The following is an 18,314-nucleotide window of genomic DNA, read 5'->3' as shown; positions in this document are numbered from 1 at the left end:
GCTTCATGTCGGCACAAGAAACATCCGATAGAGCGCTGTTCGAGTTGGGCAAGCGCCTGCTCGACAGTGGTTATCACTTCATTACTCCAACGCCATTGACTCACGAACGATTTCTGCAGCGCTTTGCCACGCCGTTGGCCAAGGATCTGCGCGATGTGTTTGGTTGGTCGATGCCGTTTCCTTCAGAGCTATTTCGCGCAGAGGAACTGGCCACGCTGGAGCAGGCCGGCGTAGTCGAACGCGATGGCGCCGTGTGGCGCAGCCATGTGCGCTGGTCGACGCTGAATGACCGGTTGTTCGCCCATTCGGCGTTCCCGACGACGGCGAGTGATGCGGTGTTCTTCGGCCCCGACACTTATCGCTTCGCCCAGGCCATCGAAGCGCAATTGCAGCAACGCTTTTCGCCGATCAGACGCGCGGTGGACATCGGCTGTGGCAGTGGCGCCGGTGCGGTGGTCATGGCCAAGGCACGTCCTGATGCCGACGTGCTGGCGGTCGACATCAATCCGCGCGCGCTGCGCATGAGTGCGGTTAACGCCGAGCTGGCGGGCGCAAACAATGTGTCGGTGTATCACAGCGATCTGCTCGCCAGTGTCGAAGGGCAGTTCGATCTGATCATCGCCAATCCGCCGTACATGAACGACGAACAACAGCGCGCCTATCGCCACGGCGGCGGGGCGCTGGGTGAGGGTTTGTCGGTGCGGATCGTGCGTGAGGCGTTACCGCGTCTGGAAGTCGGCGGCACGTTGCTGGTGTACACCGGCGTGGCGATCGTCGCCGGGCAGGATCCGTTCCGCGAGGCCGTGGCGCCTCTGCTCAAGGGCGAGCGATTTGGCTGGACTTATCGCGAACTCGATCCAGATGTGTTCAGCGAGGAACTGCTCAAGCCTGAATACGAGCGCGCCGAGCGCATCGCCGTGGTCGCACTGACGGTAACCCGCGAGCAGTGACCGATAGTTGGGCCACTGCTCGCGCGGTGGCCTTCAGCGATTTCTGATGCGCGAGATCGTCAGCAGGCAAACCCCTACCAGCATCGCAGCCCCGGCCACCAGAAGCGGTGAAGGGCGAATTGGCTGCCGCGAGATACGCTCGATGCGCCCGGCGAGGGAAGCGCGCACTGGCGCAGCAGGTTCCGCCAGATAAGGCGCTTCTTCGATCTCCAGGCGTAAGCCGTCCGGCATCACCAGCGTCAGCCCTTCGATCGTGCCAGCAATTCTGCCCGGATAAACCGGCTCACCGGTCGGGTCGAGCTGGTCGTAGAAGAATATTTGCCCTTCAAGCCAGCCGATGGCCGTCTGCAACTCAGGTCCCAGGTAATACTTTCCATCGAGAAAAAAGCCAGAGAATTGCGGCGCGCGCTCGACGCTTTCGATTCGATAGCGCTGACCTGGTTTCATACCGGTTTCTGGGGCGATCATGGGGGTTCCTCCGTTATTGGTAAGCGATAGAGGAGCGCGTGCCAAGCGTGGTTCCATCGAAATGAGCAACGGGCGTTTGTATGGATTCAAGTGTGCTGGAGCTTTACACGCGAACGCGCAAGACAGTTTTTCACAGTTGAGGGTTCACTATCGGTTACGAACTGTGGCTAAAATGCCACCCTTTCACCGAGCGCCCGGAAACGGCGCGGGCCAAGGACGCGCCCTGTGCACCAAGACCGCTGCATAAGACGCTGGGCCTCAGGTCGCCACGCGCGCAGTTTGTTCACTTTTGACGTGTGACTCTTTTCCGTGAAACTCATCATTGCCGCTGTTTATGTCATTTCAATTGCCTACGTTCACCTGCGTGGACGCGTGCGCCACAAACTGGGCCGGCAACTGAGTGACCACTCGACGTTCCTCGCGCCGATCAACTGCTTCCTCTATCTGTTTTCCAGGATGCCGAACAAGCCGTATCTGAACCCGGCAGACTTTCCCGATCTGAGCCCGTTGCAGGTGCACTGGGAAGAGATTCGCGAGGAAGGCCAGAATCTGCTGCGTGCCGGCGAGATCAAGCGCTCGAATCAGTATGACGATGTCGGCTTCAATTCTTTCTTCAAGACCGGCTGGAAGCGCTTCTACCTCAAGTGGTACGGCGACAGCCATCCATCGGCGATGAAGCTGTGCCCACGCACCACCGAACTGGTGCAGAGCATCGGCTCGATCAAAGCGGCGATGTTTGCCGAGCTGCCACCGGGCTCGAAACTGGTGCGCCATCGCGATCCGTACGCGGGTTCCTACCGTTATCACCTGGGCCTGCATACGCCGAATGATCCCGGCTGCTACATCAACGTCGACGGCGAGAACTATCACTGGCGCGATGGCGAAGCGGTGATGTTCGACGAGACGTTTATTCATTACGCAGAAAACACTACGGATCAGAACCGCATCATCCTGTTCTGTGACATTGAGCGGCCGCTGAAATACCGCTGGGCCGCCGCGTTCAACCGCTGGTTCAGCCGCACGGTGATGTCAGCGGCAGGCGCGCCGAATGATGCGGGGGACAAGACTGGTGGCATCAACCGCTTGTTTACCAAAATCTACAAGATTCGTTTGCGCGGCAAAGAGCTGAAGAAGCGCAACCGTACGCGGTATTACCTCGAGAAATGGGCGATTTTTGCCGCGTTGTTGGCGATCTTTATTCTGATCTGAAGATTTCCGGAGTCAGTGCCGCCTCTTCGCGAGCAAGCTCGCTCCCACATTTGATTTGGGTGAATGCAAATATTGCGTCCGACTCCAAACCCTGTGGGAGCGAGCTTGCTCGCGAAAGCGTCCTGACATTAAACAAGTATCTTCCTGGTTGACTTCCTATTCCCCAGACGCCTTCCGAGTCTTCTTCGCCGGCGCCGCCTTACTGGTTGATTTGGCCTTGGACTTGGCCGGTGCCTTGCCGCCGAGGCTGCGCTTGAGCAGTTCGGTCAAGTCGATAACATCGGCAGTCTTGCGTTCTTCCTCGCCAGTGGCGGTCTCAACGTCCTCGATCTTGCCTTCGTGGGCTTTCTTCTCGACCAGCGCCATTATCTTGTCTTCGAACTCGTCCTTGTAGTCTTCAGGCGACCACTCCGAGGTCATGTCTTCAACCAGACGTTTGGCCATGTCCAGCTCGCCCTTGGCCAGTTGCGGCTTGGTCACTTCGCTGCCCAGCGCAAGCTCATCGAGGCTGCGCACTTCCTGCGGCCAGCGCAGTTTCACCAGAACCAGCGCCGACTCCAGCGGCATCAACGCGGCGAGGTATTGACGGGTATGCAGGACAACGCGGGCGAGGGCGACCTTGTTGGTTTTGCTCAGGGTTTCGCGCAGCAACGCGTAGACCTTGCCGCCGCGTTTGTCCGGTGCCAGGTAGTAGGGCGTATCGATGTTCTGCAGCGGAATCTGTTCGGCGTCGACGAAAGAGAAAATGTCGATGGTCTGCGTGGAAACCGGGTGCGCCGAGCGGATTTCTTCCTCGCTGAGCACCACATATCGGCCCTTTTCGTAGGCCACGCCTTTGACGATGTTCTCTTTGGTGACTTCCTTGCCGGTGACCTTGTTGATGCGCTTATAGCCCACCGGGTCCATGCTGCGGCTGTCGAGCCAATCGAAGTCCACGCCTTGGGACGACGTCGCTGAAACCAGCGCCACGGGGATGTGTACCAGTCCAAAACTGATTGCGCCTTTCCAGATTGCCCGAGCCATGACCTGTCCTCCGAGTGATGATCAGGTGACCCGTGGCGCGGTGAGAAAGTTTCCAGTGATTGCGCGGCGTCCAGCGGTACGGTCAAGCCGTGTTACATGTTGTTTAAGGCGCGAGGGTTAACAAATCCGAACCCACGGCGTAGCGTGGGCTCCAAGGCTCTAGTCCACGCACATCGAGAGGTATTTCCCATGAACCGGTTTCTGATTGGCATCGCCGTCCTCGCCCTCAGTGGCGGCCTGGTTCATGCCGATGTCGTGCTGGCGCAAAGCCCTACCGGCAACAGCAACAATCCCTACAACAGCCCGATCCGCCGGGCCAATCCCAACAGCATGCAGGGCACCCAGCCCAGCGCTCCGCCCCTTCGCGGGCCGAACACCGTTCCCGTGCCACGTCAGCCGACCGTTGAAAATCGCGGCATCGGCAATGGCCAGCCAATTCGCTCGGTACCGAGCAATCCGCCAACCTTCATTCCCAACCCGCCCCCACGGGGCACCGGCAGCAACCGTTGAACGGCAGGACTGATGTTCTGTCAGCCTTTCACACGAACAAAAGGAATCGTGCATGTTGCGTAAAACCCTACTAGCCACCTGCTGCGCCGCCGCGCTGATCAGTGCCCCGGCATTCGCCGCCGCGCCCAAAGAGCTGAAAAGCGAACAGGGCATTCTTGAAGTCACCACCATTGCCCAAGGCCTGGAACATCCGTGGGCGCTGGCATTTCTGCCTGATCAGAAGGGCATGCTGGTGACCGAGCGCCCGGGGCATCTGCGCGTCGTCAGCAAGGACGGCAAACTGTCGGAGCCGATCAGTGGCGTGCCGCAGGTCTGGGCCAAAGGGCAGGGCGGTTTGCTCGATGTGGCGCTGTCGCCAGACTTCAAGCAGGACCGCATGGTCTACCTGTCGTACGCAGAAGGCGGTGGTAAGGGCGGCAAGGCTGGTACGGCGGTAGGGCGCGGACGGCTTTCCGATGACCTGAAGACGCTGAAGGACTTCAATGTGATCTTCCGTCAGGAACCGAAACTGTCGGTGAGCAACCACTTCGGTTCACGCCTGGTGTTCGATCGCGACGGGTATCTGTTCATCACCCTCGGCGAAAACAACGACCGCCCGACTGCGCAGGACCTCGACAAGCTGCAAGGCAAAGTCGTACGCATCTTCCCGGACGGCAAAGTGCCGGACGATAACCCTTTCGTTGGCCAATCCGGTGTCAGGCCTGAAATCTGGTCCTATGGCCTGCGTAACCCGCAGGGCGCGGCGCTCAATCCGTGGACCGGCACGCTGTGGGAGAACGAACACGGGCCACGTGGCGGTGATGAAGTGAACATCATCGAGCGCGGCAAAAACTACGGCTGGCCGTTGGCGACCCATGGCATCAATTACTCGATGCAGCCGATTCCAGAGGCCAAGGGCAAAACTGCTGAAGGCACCGTGGCGCCGCACCATGTCTGGGAAAAATCCCCCGGGGTTACCGGCATGGCGTTCTACGACGCCGATCGCTTCACGCCGTGGCAGCACAACGCGTTTATCGGCGCACTGGTGTCCCAGGAGCTGATTCGACTGCAGTTCGATGGCGACAAGGTCGTGCATGAAGAGCGTCTGCTGGGTGAGTTGAACAAGCGGATACGCGATGTGCGCCAAGGGCCGGACGGCTATCTGTATGTGCTGACGGATGAAGAAAATGGCTCGCTTTACAGGCTAGGGCTGAAATAAGCCAATTGATCGTTCCCACGCTCTGCGTGGGAATGCAGCCCGGGACGCTGCGCGTCCCAAAAGATCGCAGCCTTCGGCTGCTCCCCAATGAGCCGCGCCAGTCAGTCCCGCATTTGGCCGAACCGCCGCCCCGTTGCCTTGTTATAGTTCGGGCCTTATTTCCCAGCCCGGTAAAGGATCACTGCCATGACTCAATACACCGCCTTCAGCGTCGAACAGGCCGACAACATCGCGCATGTGCAGATCAATCGCCCGGAAAAGATCAACGCAATGAACGCGGCGTTCTGGAGCGAGATTGTCGAGATCTTCCAATGGATCGACGATACCGACGAAGTCCGCGTGGTAGTCCTCAGCGGTAACGGCAAGCATTTTTCCTCCGGCATTGACCTGATGATGCTTGCCGGCGTCGCCAATGAACTGGGCAAGGACGTGGGCCGCAATGCGCGCCTGTTGCGGCGCAAGATCCTTAATCTGCAAGCCTCGTTCAACGCCGTCGACAACTGCCGCAAACCGGTACTCGCTGCGATTCAGGGCTATTGCCTGGGCGGGGCGATCGATCTGATCTCGGCTTGTGACATGCGTTATGCCGCCGAGGACGCGCAATTCTCCATCAAGGAAATTGACATCGGCATGGCCGCTGACGTCGGTACGCTGCAACGGTTGCCGCGAATCATCGGAGACGGCATGCTGCGTGAACTGGCTTACACCGGTCGCACTTTTGGCGCCGAGGAAGCACGCAGCATGGGCCTGGTCAATCGCGTCTACAGCGACAAGGACACGCTGCTCGAAGGCGTGTTCGGCATTGCCCGCGACATCGCGGCGAAGTCGCCGATTGCCGTGACCGGCACCAAGGAAATGATCAGCTACATGCGCGACCATCGCATCGACGATGGTCTCGAATACGTTGCCACCTGGAACGCCGCCATGCTGCAATCCACCGATCTGCGCGTGGCCATGGCCGCCCACATGAGCAAACAGAAACCCGAATTTCTGGATTGAGTTAACCATGACCTCTCGCTGGACCACTGCAGTACTCGACACCGATCAACCCGGCGGCTGGGCCGTAGCGCGCAGCCCGGAAGGCTTTCTGTTCGATGACAACGGCGCGCTGTTCCCGCGCGAATGGCTCAAGCGCCAGGACCTTTCAGTCCTCGCCGAGCATGGGATTGGTCATCTGGATGGCGAACCGGTCTATCTGCTTGAGTTGCGCAGCGTCAGCGATGTGCCCGGTTGCGGCTGGAAAGGCTTGCGGGCGTTCATGCTCGAAGGCGATCACACGCTGTACAAAGTGCTCGGTTACGCCGCACAGATCGGCACTTGGGCACGAGAGCATCGCTTCTGCGGCAACTGTGGCCAGCCGATGACACAAGTACCGCGCGAACGAGCGATGTATTGCCAGCCATGCGAGCTGCGCAGTTATCCGCGCATTTCACCGAGCATGATCGTGCTGATTACCCGTGGCGACGAAATCCTTCTGGCACGCTCGCCGCGTTTCGTCACCGGGGTTTACAGCACGCTGGCCGGCTTCGCCGAGCCGGGGGAATCAGCCGAGGATTGCCTGATTCGCGAAGTTCGCGAGGAAGTGCAGATTGAAGTGAAGAACATCCAGTACATCGGCAGCCAGTGCTGGCCGTTCCCGCATTCGATGATGCTCGGCTTCCATGCCGAATATGCCGGTGGCGAAATTGTCTGTCAGGAAGACGAGATTGAAGACGCCCAGTGGTTCAACGTGCATGACTTGCCACCGTTGCCGGCGTCGCGCTCGATTGCCCGTTACCTGATCGACGTCTATGTGGCGCGGCGCTTAGGCCACGCTGAACCAGTGTTGCCAGGCTAAGCGCACAGTCAGCCCGAGCACGACGGTGATGAACACCGGACGAATGAATTTGGCGCCGCCGCTGATCGCGGTGCGCGCGCCAAAGAACGCTCCGACCATCACCGACAGGCCCATGCACAAGCCAATGATCCAGTCGACCTGACCGGAGAAGATGAACACCGACAGCGCCGCGATGTTGCTGACAAAGTTCATGCTGCGCGCCACGCCGCTGGCCTTGACCAGATCGATCGGGTACAGCAGCAGACTGCTGACTGTCCAGAACGCGCCCGTGCCGGGGCCGGCCACGCCATCGTAGAAACCGAGGCTGAAGCCTTGGGTCGATTGCCATTTCTTTTTGATCGGCGCGTCGCTGTCCAGCGGCGCTTTCGGCGTGCCGCCAAATAGCAAATACAGGCCACAGGCGAAAACGATCACCGGCAGCATCTTGTTCAGCCATTCGGCCGGCAGGTAATGCGCAACCACCGCGCCAGTCAGCGCGCCGACCAGAGTGCCGACAATGGCGTGGGTCCACTGACGTGGGTGGAACAGTTTGCGCTTGTAGAAGGTGAAGCTGGCGGTCGCCGAACCGAAGGTCGAGCTCAGCTTGTTGGTGCCCAGCACCAGATGCGGCGGCAGGCCCGCCGTCAGCAGCGCTGGCGTGGTCAACAGACCGCCACCGCCAGCGATGGCATCGATGAAACCGGCAAGGAAAGCAACAGCAGCCAGAATGGCCAAGGTGGTGAGGTCAACGCTGAGTTCGAAAGGCATGGATTCGGCTTATTCGGCAAGGCGCAGAACGTGGGCTGCGGGGAGGGCGGTTATGTTACCTGTATCGAAGTGTTGCGGCGACCCAGAGCATGCCGTCGTCAATTGCAGTCTGGAATACATTCCTGTGTAGGAGCTGCCGAAGGCTGCGATCTTCCGGGGCGCGGAGCGCCCCGGCTGCTGCGCGTGGGAACGATCAAATCAAGATCAAAAGATCGCAGCCTTCGGCAGCTCCTACACAGGGGTGGGTTGGCTTTAGAGACCGAGTTCACTCAGCCCCGGATGATCATCCGGCCGGCGGCCCAGCGGCCAGTGGAATTTGCGCTCGCTTTCCTTGATCGGCATGTCGTTGATGCAGGCATAGCGCTGGAACATCAGGCCGTTGTCATCGAACTCCCAGTTCTCGTTACCGTACGAGCGGAACCAGTTGCCCGAATCGTCGTGCCATTCATAGGCGTAACGCACGGCGATGCGCGTATCGGAGTAGGCCCAGAGTTCTTTGATCAAGCGATAATCGAGTTCCTTCGCCCACTTGCGCGTCAGGAATGCCTTGGCCTCTTCGCGGTTGTTGGCGAACTCGGCGCGATTGCGCCACTTGGTATCGAGGGTGTAAGCGAGCGACACCTTCTCCGGATCGCGGCTGTTCCAGCCATCCTCGGCCAGACGTACCTTCTCGATCGCTGACGCGTGGTTGAACGGCGGCAATGGCGGACGTACCTGGGCTGCAGTCGACATGTTCAATCTCCTGATTCATTTAATGTATGAACAACAAGTCCGGCTTATTGAGAGTTACAGGCCCAATAACTTTCGCGCCATGCATTGCGCATTATCGGCGGCACTGTGATCACCCATCACAAGCGCTACGGTAATGGCGCCTTCAATCAGGATCAGCAACTGTCTGGCCAATAGTTGCGGATCCTCGGCACCATATTCGGTACACAGCTTGCTCACGTAGTCGAGCAGCTTCTGTTTATGTTCTTTGGCCACCAGCCGCACTGGATCCTGCGGATCACCGGTTTCGCCGCTGGTGTTGATAAAGGCACAGCCGCGAAAGCCTTCCGAGTCGAACCAGCCCTTGAGCACGGTAAACAGGTTGAGCAGGCGATCGGTCGGGGTTTCGGCCTGATCGACAGCATGCGTGAACCAGTGCATCCAGCGAATATCCCGTCGTTGCAGGGCTGCGACAACCAACGCGTCCTTGTCGGCAAAGTAACGGTAAATGCTTTTTCTGGAGACGCCGGCGGTCTTCACCAGAAGATCCATGCTGGTGGCAGCGATGCCACTTTTGTAGATCAACTTTTCGGTGACATCCAGAATGATGTCGCGTGTGTCATTGCTGATTGATTCGTTCATGTGGCGAACAGTAGAACGAGTGTTCTCCTTGGTCAAGCGATTTTCTTCGGCGTGTGTGAAAACGCTTTCGGGAGCAGGCTCGCTCCCACAGGGAAATGCATTTCAACGGTGGGAGCGAGCCTGCTCGCGAAGGGGCCATTACGGACACTGACAAGACCCGGCGCAGACGATGGTGTAAGCTCTCAAACTCTTCGGAATCGAACCTTGCGAGCCTTATGCCGTTGCTTTTCAAACGTTCTCTGCTGCCCAAACTGCGCAGCTTCGCGCTGACCGCCGAGGCGGTGAGCATTCTGTCCAGTGCTGCCGAATTCCGACGCTGCCTGCTCGAGCAAATCGCCGCAGCGACCCAGCGCATCTACATCATCGCGCTGTATTTGCAGCAGGACGAAGCCGGCCAGGAAATCCTCGATGCCCTGCACGCTGCCAAACTCAAGCGTCCCGAGCTGGAAATCGCCGTGGTGGTTGACTGGTTACGTGCCCAGCGCGGCCTGATCGGCGCGGGCAAGCAGCCGGGCAACGCCGCCTGGTATCAGGACATGACCCGCACACATCAGAGCGAAGTGCCGATCTACGGCGTGCCGGTGCAGACCCGCGAGCTGTTCGGCGTGCTGCACCTCAAAGGCTTCGTGATTGACGACAAGGTGGTCTACAGCGGCGCCAGCCTCAACAACGTCTATCTGCACAAACTCGACAAGTACCGTTTCGACCGTTACCACGTGCTGCGCAGTCGCGAGCTGGCGGATTCGATGCATCACCTGGTCAAGCATGGCCTGATCGAATCGAAAGCCGTGCACCGCCTCGACCTGCCCAACCTGCCGACTACCCGCAGCCTGCGCAACGACATCGGCGACCTGCGCAGCCGTCTCAAATACGCGACCTATGACACCGGGGCCGGCAGCACCAGCCGAGAAGGTCTGTCGGTCACGCCACTGCTCGGCGTCGGCAAGAACAACCCGCTGAACCGGGCGATTCTCGAACTGATCGCCAGCGCGCAAAAGCAGCTGACCATCTGCACGCCGTACTTCAACCTGCCACTGGGCGTGATCCGTGAAATCAACCGAGCGCTGGCCCGGGGTGTGAAGATCGACATCGTGGTTGGCGACAAGACTGCCAACGATTTCTACATTCCGCCGAGCGAGCCGTTCAAGGTGATCGCCGCGCTGCCGTATCTGTACGAGATCAGCCTGCGCCGCTTCGCCAAACGCCATCAGCACAGCATCGACAGCGGCCAATTGAACCTGCACTTGTGGCGCGACGGTGACAACACCTATCACCTCAAAGGCATGTGGATCGATCAGCGCTACACCTTGCTGACCGGCAACAACCTCAACCCGCGCGCATTCCGTCTTGATCTGGAAAACGCGCTGCTGATTGAAGACCCGAAAGGCGAGTGGCTGGAGCCACGGGCGAAAGAGCTGGAAAACATCTTCCGCCATACCACGCGGATCGATAACTTCCAGACGCTTGAAACGCTGCCGGATTACCCGGCAGGGGTGGCGAAGTTTCTCAAGCGGGTGAGTCGGGTGAGGATTGAGCGGTTGCTGTACAGGATTCTCTAGAGCTGCTGAAATCGCTATCGCGGGCAAGCCCTCTCCCACAGTGTTCGATGTCGTTCACAAAGCCTGTGCACACCTGGAAACCTGTGGGAGCGGGCTTGCCCGCGATGAGGCGCTGAAGATTTAATTCAGACCCAACTTCCCGCGCATCATCGAAAGATCCTCCGCCAGGGTATTCACCGGCCCGACCAGCGCCTTGCGGTCGTTGTCCTTGACCTTGTCATAGGTCTCAAATCCGCCATCCGCCGTCTTGTACTTGGCCAGAATCCTGTCGACCGTGGCGAAGTTCTTGTCGACTTTCGCTACGAACGCCTTGTCCTGCTGTTCGATCTGCGGGCGGAACAGATCGACGATCTTCTTCGCGCCGTCGATATTGCCCTGGAAGTCATACAGGTCGGTGTGGCTGTAGCGGTCCTCCTCGCCGGAAATCTTCGTCGCCGCCACTTCTTCCAACAGTGCGGCAGCGCCGCCAACGACTTTCTCCGGCGGAAAGGTCAGGCCGGCCACACGGGTTTGCAGATCCTGCACGTCTTTGTTCAAACCGTCGGCCAATGCGTCCAGGCCTTGGGTGGATTTCTCCGCGAACAACGAATATTCGATCCGGTGAAAGCCAGTGAAGTCCTCGGCCTTTACGCCTTTTTCGTGATCGTCGACACGCGAGTCGATGGACGCATCGAGATCGCTGAACAGCTCGGCAATCGGCTCGATCGACTCGTAATACACCCGCGTCGGCGCGTAGAGCTTCTGCGCGGTCGCCAAGTCGCCTTTCTTCACTGCGTCGGTGAACTGCTGGGTGTGGCTGGCCAGTTCATCGAGCTTTTCGGTGACGTAAATCTTGTAGTCCGACACCGGCCCCACCAGATCCAGCGGCGCAGTCGCGGCGAACGCCGCCAGCGGGGTGTTGAGCAAACCAAGGGTCAGCAATAACGCGAGTGGCGTCTTTTTCATGGGGCGGCTCCAGTGTCGGTTGGGTGTCATGCGGTTTTGTTTTGAGAGGTCGCAGCGAGTAACGAGCGACCGATGAAATCGTCATCGCCGGTCACGCCGGGCAGGGTGAAGAAGTAACCGCCGCCGACCGGTTTGAGATATTCCTCAAGCGGCTCGCCATTGAGTCGGGTTTGCACGGTGATAAAGCCTTTTTCCAGATCGGCCTGGTAGCAGATGAACAGCAGGCCCATGTCGAGCTGGCCGTTCTTGTTGACGCCGTTGGAATAGTTGAACGGCCGGCGCAGGATCAGATTGGCCTGGGTCGCGGCGGTGCGCGGGTTGGCCAGACGAATGTGCGCATCGAGCCTGGTCAGCTTGCCGGCCGGATCCTTGCTGTAATCCGGCACTTCGCTTTCCTTGTGGCCGCCGATGGGCGCGCCGCTGCTCTTGACCCGGCCGAGAATGCTTTCCTGCTCCTGCAACGGCGTGCGATCCCAGCGCTCGACGAAGTTGCGGATGATGCGCACCGCTTGATAACTACCGTGGGCAGCCCAGGCCGGTTCGTCACTGTCCGGTTGTACCCAGACAATCCGCTCCATGGCCTTGGCGTCGTTGGAATCGGGGTTGGCCGAGCCATCGCGAAAACCGAGGAAGTTGCGCGCCGACTGCGCCGGTACGCCGGGTTTGGCCGGCGCTTGCGGCGGCACGCTGCCTTCCTGTTTCCAGCGCACCAGCAGCAGGTCAGGCAGGTTTTTGACGATGTCGCGCAGGGCGTGAATGTTGGTGTCGGCGGTGTTGGCGCAGAACTGCAGACTGAGGTCGCCATGGCAGCAATCGGCGTCCAGCGCATCGTTGGGAAAGCCGACCATGCGTTGCAGACGCTTGGGCTTTGCCGCCGCCAGACCGAAGCGCTCGTCGAACAGCGAATCGCCGATGGAAACGGTGATGGTCAGGTTGTCCGGGGTGACCACCGGGCCGAGGATGCCGGAGTCCAGCGGCGGCAGTTTCGGGTCGACCTGCGCGACCGGGCCGCCTTTCATCAAAAACGCGATGCGTTCGTTCAAGGTGCGGAACAGCCGCTCGAGGTCTTCGCGATCGCTGGCCAGCACATCGAACGCCACCAGCATCCCGGAGGCCGGGCGCGGGGTGACGATGCCGGTCTGGTGCACACCGTGGAAATCGTGGCGGTCTCCGGTCTTGTCGCTGCTCGGCGCTTCGGTGACTTGCGCAGGCTGCGCGGCCATGGCCGGGCAGCTCAGCGCCGATCCGGCAAGGGCGACACCGGCGGCGCCCATGCCCATCAGCACGCGGCGCCGTTGCAGGTTGAGAGGTTCTGAATCGTTCATCTGTCGTGGTCTTCTGCTTACAGGCCGGAAAGGCCGAGGGCGGGGTCGATGCCATCCATTGCCGCGGCCAGAGCCTTGGCTTTGGCGGCGATCTGCTGGCGTTGCGCGGCGGTCACGGCGTCGTAACTGACGTAGCCATCGGCGGATTTGAACGCGTTGAGCTGGTAGTCGAAGTCACTCATGGCCTGGTCGACATTCGCCAACACGTCAGCGGCGGATTTGCTCAGCATCGGCCGCAACAGGTCGACGACCTTGCGCGCGGTTTGCGCGTTGGCAGCGAAACCGTTTAGATCGCTGCGGCTGTAGCGTTCCTCTTCGCCGCTGCCGGCGCGCACATCGGCGAGGCTGTTGAGGTTGCGCACGACGATGCCCACCAACTGCTCCGGCGGCAGCGACTGCGCGAGCAACTGTTGCTTGAGGACGGTGACGTCAGCGAGCAAGCGCTGGGCAATCGGCGCGACATCGTCGAGTTTGCGTTGCTCGAATAGCGCGTATTCGAGGCGATGGAAACCGACGAACGCCGGATCCTGCTCGCGCTTTTCGAAATAATCGGCGCGGGCATTGATCTGATTGTCCAGCTCGGCCAGGCGCTGCGCCGCCGGCGCCAGACGCTGATAAGCGGTACGCGCCGGCAGGTACAACGCTTGCGCCTGCGCCACATCGCCACTGGCGATCGCCTGATTCAGCGCCGTCGCCGCTTTGATCAACGCGCTGCCCTGAACGGCCAGATACACGCGAAATTCCGACAGCGGCCCGACGAAAGCCACCATCGACGGCTTGGCTTTGGCGGCGGCATCGGAAGCGGCTGTCGGTGTGACGTGCAAGGTGCCGCGCGGGTTGCTGAGCAAGCCGCAAGTGATCGCATAGTCGCCCGGTTGCAGGTTGGCGTTGATCACCTGGCTCAGGCCCGGCGCGATGTTCTCCCGCTCTTCGACCACCAGCACGCCGTCGAGAATTTCCCACTCGACCGCACGCTCGGAGCGGTTGACGATGCGGAAACTGGCGCGGCCGGCCGGCACCGTCAGGGCATTCGGCTCACAACTGTGGGGATGGATGTTGACGACGATTTCGTCGTGGTTGTGCTGACGCTTGGCGGCGGCCATGTTCGAGGCGTACCAGAACAGCCCGCCGGCGGCGACCATCAGCAGCACCGAGCCGGCCAGCGCCCAACGCAGGGCCGGAGGGGTTTGGGTAGTAGACATGAAGGGCCTTATTGGCTGGAAACGGAAGTGGTTGGCGTCGCCTGGCGAGGCGCGGGCATGAAGAACATCACCAGTGCCAGCAGCAGATAAATCAGGTACGCGCCCAAGGTGCTGACGGTCGGCGCATCCTGATAACCGAACATGCCGGCCAGCACCGAGCCCAGCGGGCCGTCCATCGGCAGCGTCGCGCTGAAGTCGAACAGCACGGTCTGCAGGTGATTCCACAGCCCGGCTTCATGCAACGCCTGCACCGAGTTGGCGAGAATCCCGGCGGCGACCACGAGGATGAACAATCCGGTCCACTTGAAGAACGCCGAGAGGTTGAGGCGCATGCTGCCGCTGTAGATCAGGAAACCGACGATCACCGCCAGGATCAGGCCGAGCAGGGCGCCAATCGGCGCGCCCGGGCCTTCGCTTTGCTGGAACACGGCGAGCAGGAAGAACACCGTCTCCAGGCCTTCGCGAGCGACGGCGAAGAAGACCATGGCGATCAATGCAATCACCTGATGCCTGGATTGCGTCAGCGCCTGATCCAGCGAGGCTTGCAGCGAGTGCTTGATCGACCGCGCGACCTTGCGCATCCAGAACACCATCGAACTGAGAATGCCCACGGCGACCAGACCGACCACGCCTTCGAACAACTCCTGCTGCTTTTGCGGGAATTCAGCGCTGACCAGCTCCAGACCACCACCGACCAGCAGGGCAAGGGCGGCGGCGAGGAAGACGCCGATCCATACCGCTGGCATCCATTGGCCACGGCCGGTCTGCTGCAAATAACTGGCAATGATGCCGACGATGAGCGCGGCCTCGATGCCTTCGCGCAACATGATCAAAAAGGGAACGAGCATTGGCTAGCCACAGCGATTTAGATAGGAGGCTAAGTTGTAACATAATGACACTCATTCCCAAATGGCATTCATTGACATTTAGCTGAACCTTAGCTGAACAACTGTGATTCCTGCTCGCGAATGCGGTATGCCTGTGACGCATCCGTGTCTGACACAACGCCTTCGCGAGCAAGCTCGCTCCCACATTGGTCCTGCGGTGAAATCAGGAGCTGAGGTAAGATGCCCACCACCCAAAAAACAACAAGGCTCACCTCGCTCCATGGCGGAAAAAGACACCATTGCCATTCAACTGGTGCGCGAAGCGCTGCTGCAAAGTTGCGCCCCGGGCGCGGCGACGGATGAGGCGTTGACCAAGGTCGGCATCGATCCGGCTCTGTTAACGGCCGATGAGGGCAGGGTGCCGGCCTCGCAATACGCCAGACTCTGGCGCCTGCTGGCACGACGCGGTGATGACGAGTTCTTCGGCATGGACCCGCGCCCGCTCAAGTCCGGCAGCCTGGCGTTTCTGTGTCGCAGCGCCATGGCGCAACCGACGCTGGCGGCGGCGCTGGATACCGGTCTGACGTTCCTGTCACTGATGCTGGAAAAACTGCCGGCGCAACTGGTGCATCAGCAGAGCCTTGCGGAAATCGTCCTGCTCGAAGACGACGCCGAACCGCGCCGCGCCTTTACCTATTTCACTTACTGGATGATCGTGCACGGCGTCGCGTGCTGGCTGGCCGGGCGGCGGATTCCGATTCTGGCGATTGAACTGCGCTGCGCCGAACCGGACTTCACCGACGACTATCGGGTGATGTTTTCGGAAAACCTGCGGTTTGAGCGCCCACGTACGCGGATAATCTTTTCCGCCGATTGCCTCGATCTGCCGGTCAAACGCAGTGCCGAAGAACTCAAGCGCTTCCTGGCCCAGGCGCCGGCGAACATTCTGGTCAAGTACCGCGACCCCGACAGCCTCGCCAGCCGGATCAAGCAGGATCTGCGGCAAGTGCCCGCGGAGCATTGGCCGGAAACCGAGGCGCTGGCCCAGCAACTGTGCATGTCCGCGTCGACATTACGCCGGCGTCTGGCTGAGGAAGGGCAGACCTATCAGGGCCTCAAGGACAGTGTGCGCAAGGAGCTCGCAATCACCTGGCTGGCAGAGCCGTCGATCAGTTTCGTCGAGATCGCTGCACGGCTGGGTTTTGCTGATGCCAGTTCGTTCTACAAGGCGTTTCGCAAGTGGTCCGGGTCGAACCCGGGGCATTACCGCACACTGATCCTCAATGAGGTGGTCTGACCCGACGCCTTCGCGAGCAGGCTCGCTCCCACCCAGGGCCGCGTGACCATTCCCCTTAAAAGGCTTGGCCAAACCAGTCAGCCACTTTGATAACTTTGACCATTGCCCCAAGCCCCGCGCGGCGCGACTATCCCTGTGTTGTTTACGGTTCCCAGCCTAATAAAAACACCGAGGGATTCTGGCAATGCGCGATTACTTGTCTGCCACCGAACAGTTCAACTATCAGCACACCGTCGATGCGTCGCTCAGCGGCACGCTGGCGGCACTCAACGCCTGCGTCGAATGTTGCGACCGCCATGCGTTGCCCGGGCGAATTGCGTTGTTCTGGGAAGGTCGCGACGGCTCAAGTGCGACTTACACCTTCACTGATCTGCAAGACAAAGCCGCGCGTTTCGCCAATTTTCTCCTCGCCCAGGGCGTGCAGAAGGGCGATAAAGTCGCCGGCCTGCTGCCGCGCAACGTCGAATTACTCATCACCGTGCTCGCCACCTGGCGCATCGGCGCGGTGTATCAGCCGCTATTCACCGCGTTCGGCCCCAAAGCCCTCGAACATCGCCTGAACAGTTCCGGGGCGAAAGTCGTGGTCACCGACGCGGTCAATCGGCCCAAGCTCAATGAAGTCAGCGCATGCCCGACCATCGTCACCGTTGGTGGCGCCAAAGGTCAGGGCATCGTTCGTGGTGATTTCAGTTTCTGGGCTGAGCTGGCCAACTATTCCAATGTCTGCGAGCCGGTATTGCTGACCGGCGAAGACCCGTTCCTGCTGATGTTTACCTCGGGCACCACTGGCCCTGCGAAAGCCTTGGCGGTGCCGCTCAAAGCCATCGTCGCCTTCCAGAGCTACACCCGCGATGCGGTGGACCTGCGTCCTGAAGACGCGTTCTGGAATGTCGCCGATCCGGGCTGGGCCTATGGCATTTATTTCGGCGTGACCGGGCCGTTGGCGCTGGGCCACCCGATTACCTTCTACGATGGCCCGTTCACCCTCGAAAGCACCTGCCGGGTGATCAACAAATACGGCATTACCAATCTCACCGGCTCGCCCACTGCCTATCGCCTGCTGATAGCCGGGGGAGAGGAGTTCGCCAGATCGATCAAGGGCAAACTGCGCATCGTCAGCAGCGCCGGTGAGCCGCTGAACCCGGAAGTGATCCGTTGGTTCGCTGACAACCTCGAGGTGGTCATTCACGACCATTACGGCCAGACCGAACTGGGCATGGTGCTGTGCAACCACCACGGCCTGGAGCACCCGGTGCATGTCGGCGCCGCTGGTTTCGCTTCGCCGGGCCATCGCATCGTCGTGCTTGATGAGCAATACAACGAACTCGGCGTCGGTCAGCCGGGCATTCTTGCCATCGACCGCCCGCAGTCGCCGATGTGCTGGTTCGGCGGCTACGAAGGCGCGCCGACCAAGGCCTTCGTCGGCAACTACTACCTGAGCGGCGACACCGTGGAGTGGAACCCGGACGGCAGCATCAGCTTCGTCGGCCGCAGTGATGATGTGATCACCACTTCGGGCTACCGCGTCGGCCCGTTCGACGTGGAAAGCGCGCTGATCGAACACCCGGCCGTGGTCGAGGCGGCGGTCGTCGGCAAACCCGACCCGGAACGCACCGAACTGGTCAAAGCCTTTGTCGTGCTGAGCGCGCAGTACCGCGCCGCGCCGGAGCTGGCCGAAGAGCTGCGCCAACACGTACGCAAGCGTCTGGCCGCGCATTCGTACCCACGTGAAATCGAATTTGTCAGCGAATTGCCCAAAACCCCGAGTGGCAAGTTGCAGCGCTTTATCTTGCGCAACCAGGAAATCGCCAAGGCTCAAGAGGCCGCAGCGCACAACGTTTCAGCTTGAATCCAAGGAAACACCGTC

Annotated in this window: 18 protein-coding genes; 9 read left to right on the top strand and 9 right to left on the bottom strand. The window is 60.3% G+C overall.

From position 1 onward, the window contains the following. Positions 1-5 precede the first annotated feature (5 nt). Positions 6-950: a methyltransferase gene (locus JWU58_RS13760; RefSeq protein WP_016774697.1), complete on the top strand. Its 945-nt coding sequence runs from the start codon at positions 6-8 to the stop codon at positions 948-950. A gap of 33 nt (positions 951-983) precedes the next feature. Here JWU58_RS13760 and JWU58_RS13755 read toward each other — a convergent pair whose 3' ends face one another. Continuing rightward, complete coding sequence (locus JWU58_RS13755; RefSeq protein WP_206420296.1) at positions 984-1,418, bottom strand: short chain dehydrogenase; 435 nt, start codon at positions 1,416-1,418, stop codon at positions 984-986. 309 nt (positions 1,419-1,727) lie between these two features. On the opposite strand from JWU58_RS13755, the gene lpxO reads away from it, so the two are divergent. Then, a complete protein-coding gene (gene lpxO, locus JWU58_RS13750) occupies positions 1,728-2,627 on the top strand; it encodes a lipid A hydroxylase LpxO (RefSeq protein ID WP_206420295.1) in 900 nt (299 codons plus the stop codon). Between the two features lie 156 nt (positions 2,628-2,783). Here lpxO and ku read toward each other — a convergent pair whose 3' ends face one another. After that, on the bottom strand, positions 2,784-3,650 hold the full coding sequence (gene ku / locus JWU58_RS13745) for a non-homologous end joining protein Ku (RefSeq protein ID WP_122612738.1): 867 nt from the start codon (positions 3,648-3,650) through the stop codon (positions 2,784-2,786). Positions 3,651-3,839: 189 nt separating this feature from the next. Between ku and JWU58_RS13740 the strand changes: the two genes are divergently transcribed. From JWU58_RS13740 to nudC, 4 genes are all read left to right on the top strand, one after another. Beyond that, positions 3,840-4,160: a hypothetical protein gene (locus JWU58_RS13740; RefSeq protein WP_041480395.1), complete on the top strand. Its 321-nt coding sequence runs from the start codon at positions 3,840-3,842 to the stop codon at positions 4,158-4,160. 52 nt (positions 4,161-4,212) lie between these two features. Then, on the top strand, positions 4,213-5,358 hold the full coding sequence (locus JWU58_RS13735) for a PQQ-dependent sugar dehydrogenase (RefSeq protein WP_206420294.1): 1,146 nt from the start codon (positions 4,213-4,215) through the stop codon (positions 5,356-5,358). Between the two features lie 186 nt (positions 5,359-5,544). Beyond that, positions 5,545-6,357, top strand: coding sequence for a crotonase/enoyl-CoA hydratase family protein (locus JWU58_RS13730; protein ID WP_206420293.1), 813 nt, complete (start codon positions 5,545-5,547; stop codon positions 6,355-6,357). A gap of 7 nt (positions 6,358-6,364) precedes the next feature. Beyond that, positions 6,365-7,195 carry an NAD(+) diphosphatase gene (gene nudC / locus JWU58_RS13725; protein WP_016774705.1) on the top strand — a complete coding sequence of 277 codons (831 nt, stop codon included), beginning with the start codon at positions 6,365-6,367 and terminating at the stop codon, positions 7,193-7,195. Here the strand turns inward: nudC and JWU58_RS13720 are convergent. From JWU58_RS13720 to JWU58_RS13710, 3 genes are all read right to left on the bottom strand, one after another. Beyond that, positions 7,163-7,942: a TSUP family transporter gene (locus JWU58_RS13720; RefSeq protein ID WP_016774706.1), complete on the bottom strand. Its 780-nt coding sequence runs from the start codon at positions 7,940-7,942 to the stop codon at positions 7,163-7,165. The genes nudC and JWU58_RS13720 overlap by 33 nt on opposite strands. Positions 7,943-8,194: 252 nt before the next feature. Further along, complete coding sequence (locus tag JWU58_RS13715) at positions 8,195-8,674, bottom strand: nuclear transport factor 2 family protein (protein ID WP_016774707.1); 480 nt, start codon at positions 8,672-8,674, stop codon at positions 8,195-8,197. Between the two features lie 54 nt (positions 8,675-8,728). After that, positions 8,729-9,292 (bottom strand): TetR/AcrR family transcriptional regulator, encoded by a 564-nt coding sequence (locus JWU58_RS13710; RefSeq protein ID WP_206422187.1) that lies wholly within the window; start codon positions 9,290-9,292, stop codon positions 8,729-8,731. Positions 9,293-9,507: 215 nt separating this feature from the next. Here JWU58_RS13710 and pssA point away from each other — a divergent pair, with 215 nt between their 5' ends. Next, a complete protein-coding gene (gene pssA / locus JWU58_RS13705) occupies positions 9,508-10,851 on the top strand; it encodes a CDP-diacylglycerol--serine O-phosphatidyltransferase (RefSeq protein ID WP_206420292.1) in 1,344 nt (447 codons plus the stop codon). A gap of 120 nt (positions 10,852-10,971) precedes the next feature. Here the strand turns inward: pssA and efeO (JWU58_RS13700) are convergent, their stop codons facing one another. From efeO (JWU58_RS13700) to efeU, 4 genes are read right to left on the bottom strand one after another with little or no spacing between them, the layout of a single operon-like run. Further along, positions 10,972-11,796: an iron uptake system protein EfeO gene (gene efeO / locus JWU58_RS13700; RefSeq protein ID WP_110600624.1), complete on the bottom strand. Its 825-nt coding sequence runs from the start codon at positions 11,794-11,796 to the stop codon at positions 10,972-10,974. A gap of 26 nt (positions 11,797-11,822) precedes the next feature. Beyond that, positions 11,823-13,121, bottom strand: a complete 1,299-nt coding sequence (gene efeB, locus JWU58_RS13695) for an iron uptake transporter deferrochelatase/peroxidase subunit (RefSeq protein ID WP_206420291.1) — start codon at positions 13,119-13,121, stop codon at positions 11,823-11,825. 17 nt (positions 13,122-13,138) lie between these two features. Then, complete coding sequence (efeO, locus tag JWU58_RS13690; RefSeq protein ID WP_206420290.1) at positions 13,139-14,323, bottom strand: iron uptake system protein EfeO; 1,185 nt, start codon at positions 14,321-14,323, stop codon at positions 13,139-13,141. An 8-nt stretch (positions 14,324-14,331) separates the two neighbouring features. Further along, the gene (gene efeU / locus JWU58_RS13685) at positions 14,332-15,171 is read right to left on the bottom strand and encodes an iron uptake transporter permease EfeU (protein ID WP_041480384.1); all 840 of its coding nucleotides are present in this window, start codon (positions 15,169-15,171) and stop codon (positions 14,332-14,334) included. Positions 15,172-15,430: 259 nt separating this feature from the next. Between efeU and JWU58_RS13680 the strand changes: the two genes are divergently transcribed. Together JWU58_RS13680 and JWU58_RS13675 are read left to right on the top strand one after the other, a co-directional pair. Continuing rightward, entirely contained in the window at positions 15,431-16,447 is a 1,017-nt protein-coding gene (locus JWU58_RS13680) for an AraC family transcriptional regulator (RefSeq protein ID WP_206420289.1), read from the top strand. 184 nt (positions 16,448-16,631) lie between these two features. After that, complete coding sequence (locus JWU58_RS13675; RefSeq protein ID WP_206420288.1) at positions 16,632-18,296, top strand: AMP-binding protein; 1,665 nt, start codon at positions 16,632-16,634, stop codon at positions 18,294-18,296. Positions 18,297-18,314: the final 18 nt, after the last annotated feature.

The organism is Pseudomonas atacamensis (genome assembly GCF_017167965.1).
Classification (GTDB): Bacteria; Pseudomonadota; Gammaproteobacteria; order Pseudomonadales; family Pseudomonadaceae; genus Aquipseudomonas; species Aquipseudomonas atacamensis.
Note: the sequence above shows the minus strand (reverse complement) of the source record. Positions and strands in the feature narration are given on the sequence as shown.

What these genes read in the sequence shown, in the direction of transcription:
- JWU58_RS13760 (WP_016774697.1), top strand. Translation starts at nt 6, where the DNA reads ATGTCGGCACAAGAAACATCCGATAGAGCGCTGTTCGAGTTGGGCAAG.
- JWU58_RS13755 (WP_206420296.1), bottom strand. Translation starts at nt 1,418, where the DNA reads ATGATCGCCCCAGAAACCGGTATGAAACCAGGTCAGCGCTATCGAATC.
- ku (WP_122612738.1), bottom strand. Translation starts at nt 3,650, where the DNA reads ATGGCTCGGGCAATCTGGAAAGGCGCAATCAGTTTTGGACTGGTACAC.
- JWU58_RS13740 (WP_041480395.1), top strand. Translation starts at nt 3,840, where the DNA reads ATGAACCGGTTTCTGATTGGCATCGCCGTCCTCGCCCTCAGTGGCGGC.
- JWU58_RS13735 (WP_206420294.1), top strand. Translation starts at nt 4,213, where the DNA reads ATGTTGCGTAAAACCCTACTAGCCACCTGCTGCGCCGCCGCGCTGATC.
- JWU58_RS13730 (WP_206420293.1), top strand. Translation starts at nt 5,545, where the DNA reads ATGACTCAATACACCGCCTTCAGCGTCGAACAGGCCGACAACATCGCG.
- nudC (WP_016774705.1), top strand. Translation starts at nt 6,365, where the DNA reads ATGACCTCTCGCTGGACCACTGCAGTACTCGACACCGATCAACCCGGC.
- JWU58_RS13720 (WP_016774706.1), bottom strand. Translation starts at nt 7,942, where the DNA reads ATGCCTTTCGAACTCAGCGTTGACCTCACCACCTTGGCCATTCTGGCT.
- JWU58_RS13715 (WP_016774707.1), bottom strand. Translation starts at nt 8,674, where the DNA reads ATGTCGACTGCAGCCCAGGTACGTCCGCCATTGCCGCCGTTCAACCAC.
- JWU58_RS13710 (WP_206422187.1), bottom strand. Translation starts at nt 9,292, where the DNA reads ATGAACGAATCAATCAGCAATGACACACGCGACATCATTCTGGATGTC.
- pssA (WP_206420292.1), top strand. Translation starts at nt 9,508, where the DNA reads ATGCCGTTGCTTTTCAAACGTTCTCTGCTGCCCAAACTGCGCAGCTTC.
- efeO (WP_110600624.1), bottom strand. Translation starts at nt 11,796, where the DNA reads ATGAAAAAGACGCCACTCGCGTTATTGCTGACCCTTGGTTTGCTCAAC.
- efeB (WP_206420291.1), bottom strand. Translation starts at nt 13,121, where the DNA reads ATGAACGATTCAGAACCTCTCAACCTGCAACGGCGCCGCGTGCTGATG.
- efeO (WP_206420290.1), bottom strand. Translation starts at nt 14,323, where the DNA reads ATGTCTACTACCCAAACCCCTCCGGCCCTGCGTTGGGCGCTGGCCGGC.
- efeU (WP_041480384.1), bottom strand. Translation starts at nt 15,171, where the DNA reads ATGCTCGTTCCCTTTTTGATCATGTTGCGCGAAGGCATCGAGGCCGCG.
- JWU58_RS13680 (WP_206420289.1), top strand. Translation starts at nt 15,431, where the DNA reads ATGGCGGAAAAAGACACCATTGCCATTCAACTGGTGCGCGAAGCGCTG.
- JWU58_RS13675 (WP_206420288.1), top strand. Translation starts at nt 16,632, where the DNA reads ATGCGCGATTACTTGTCTGCCACCGAACAGTTCAACTATCAGCACACC.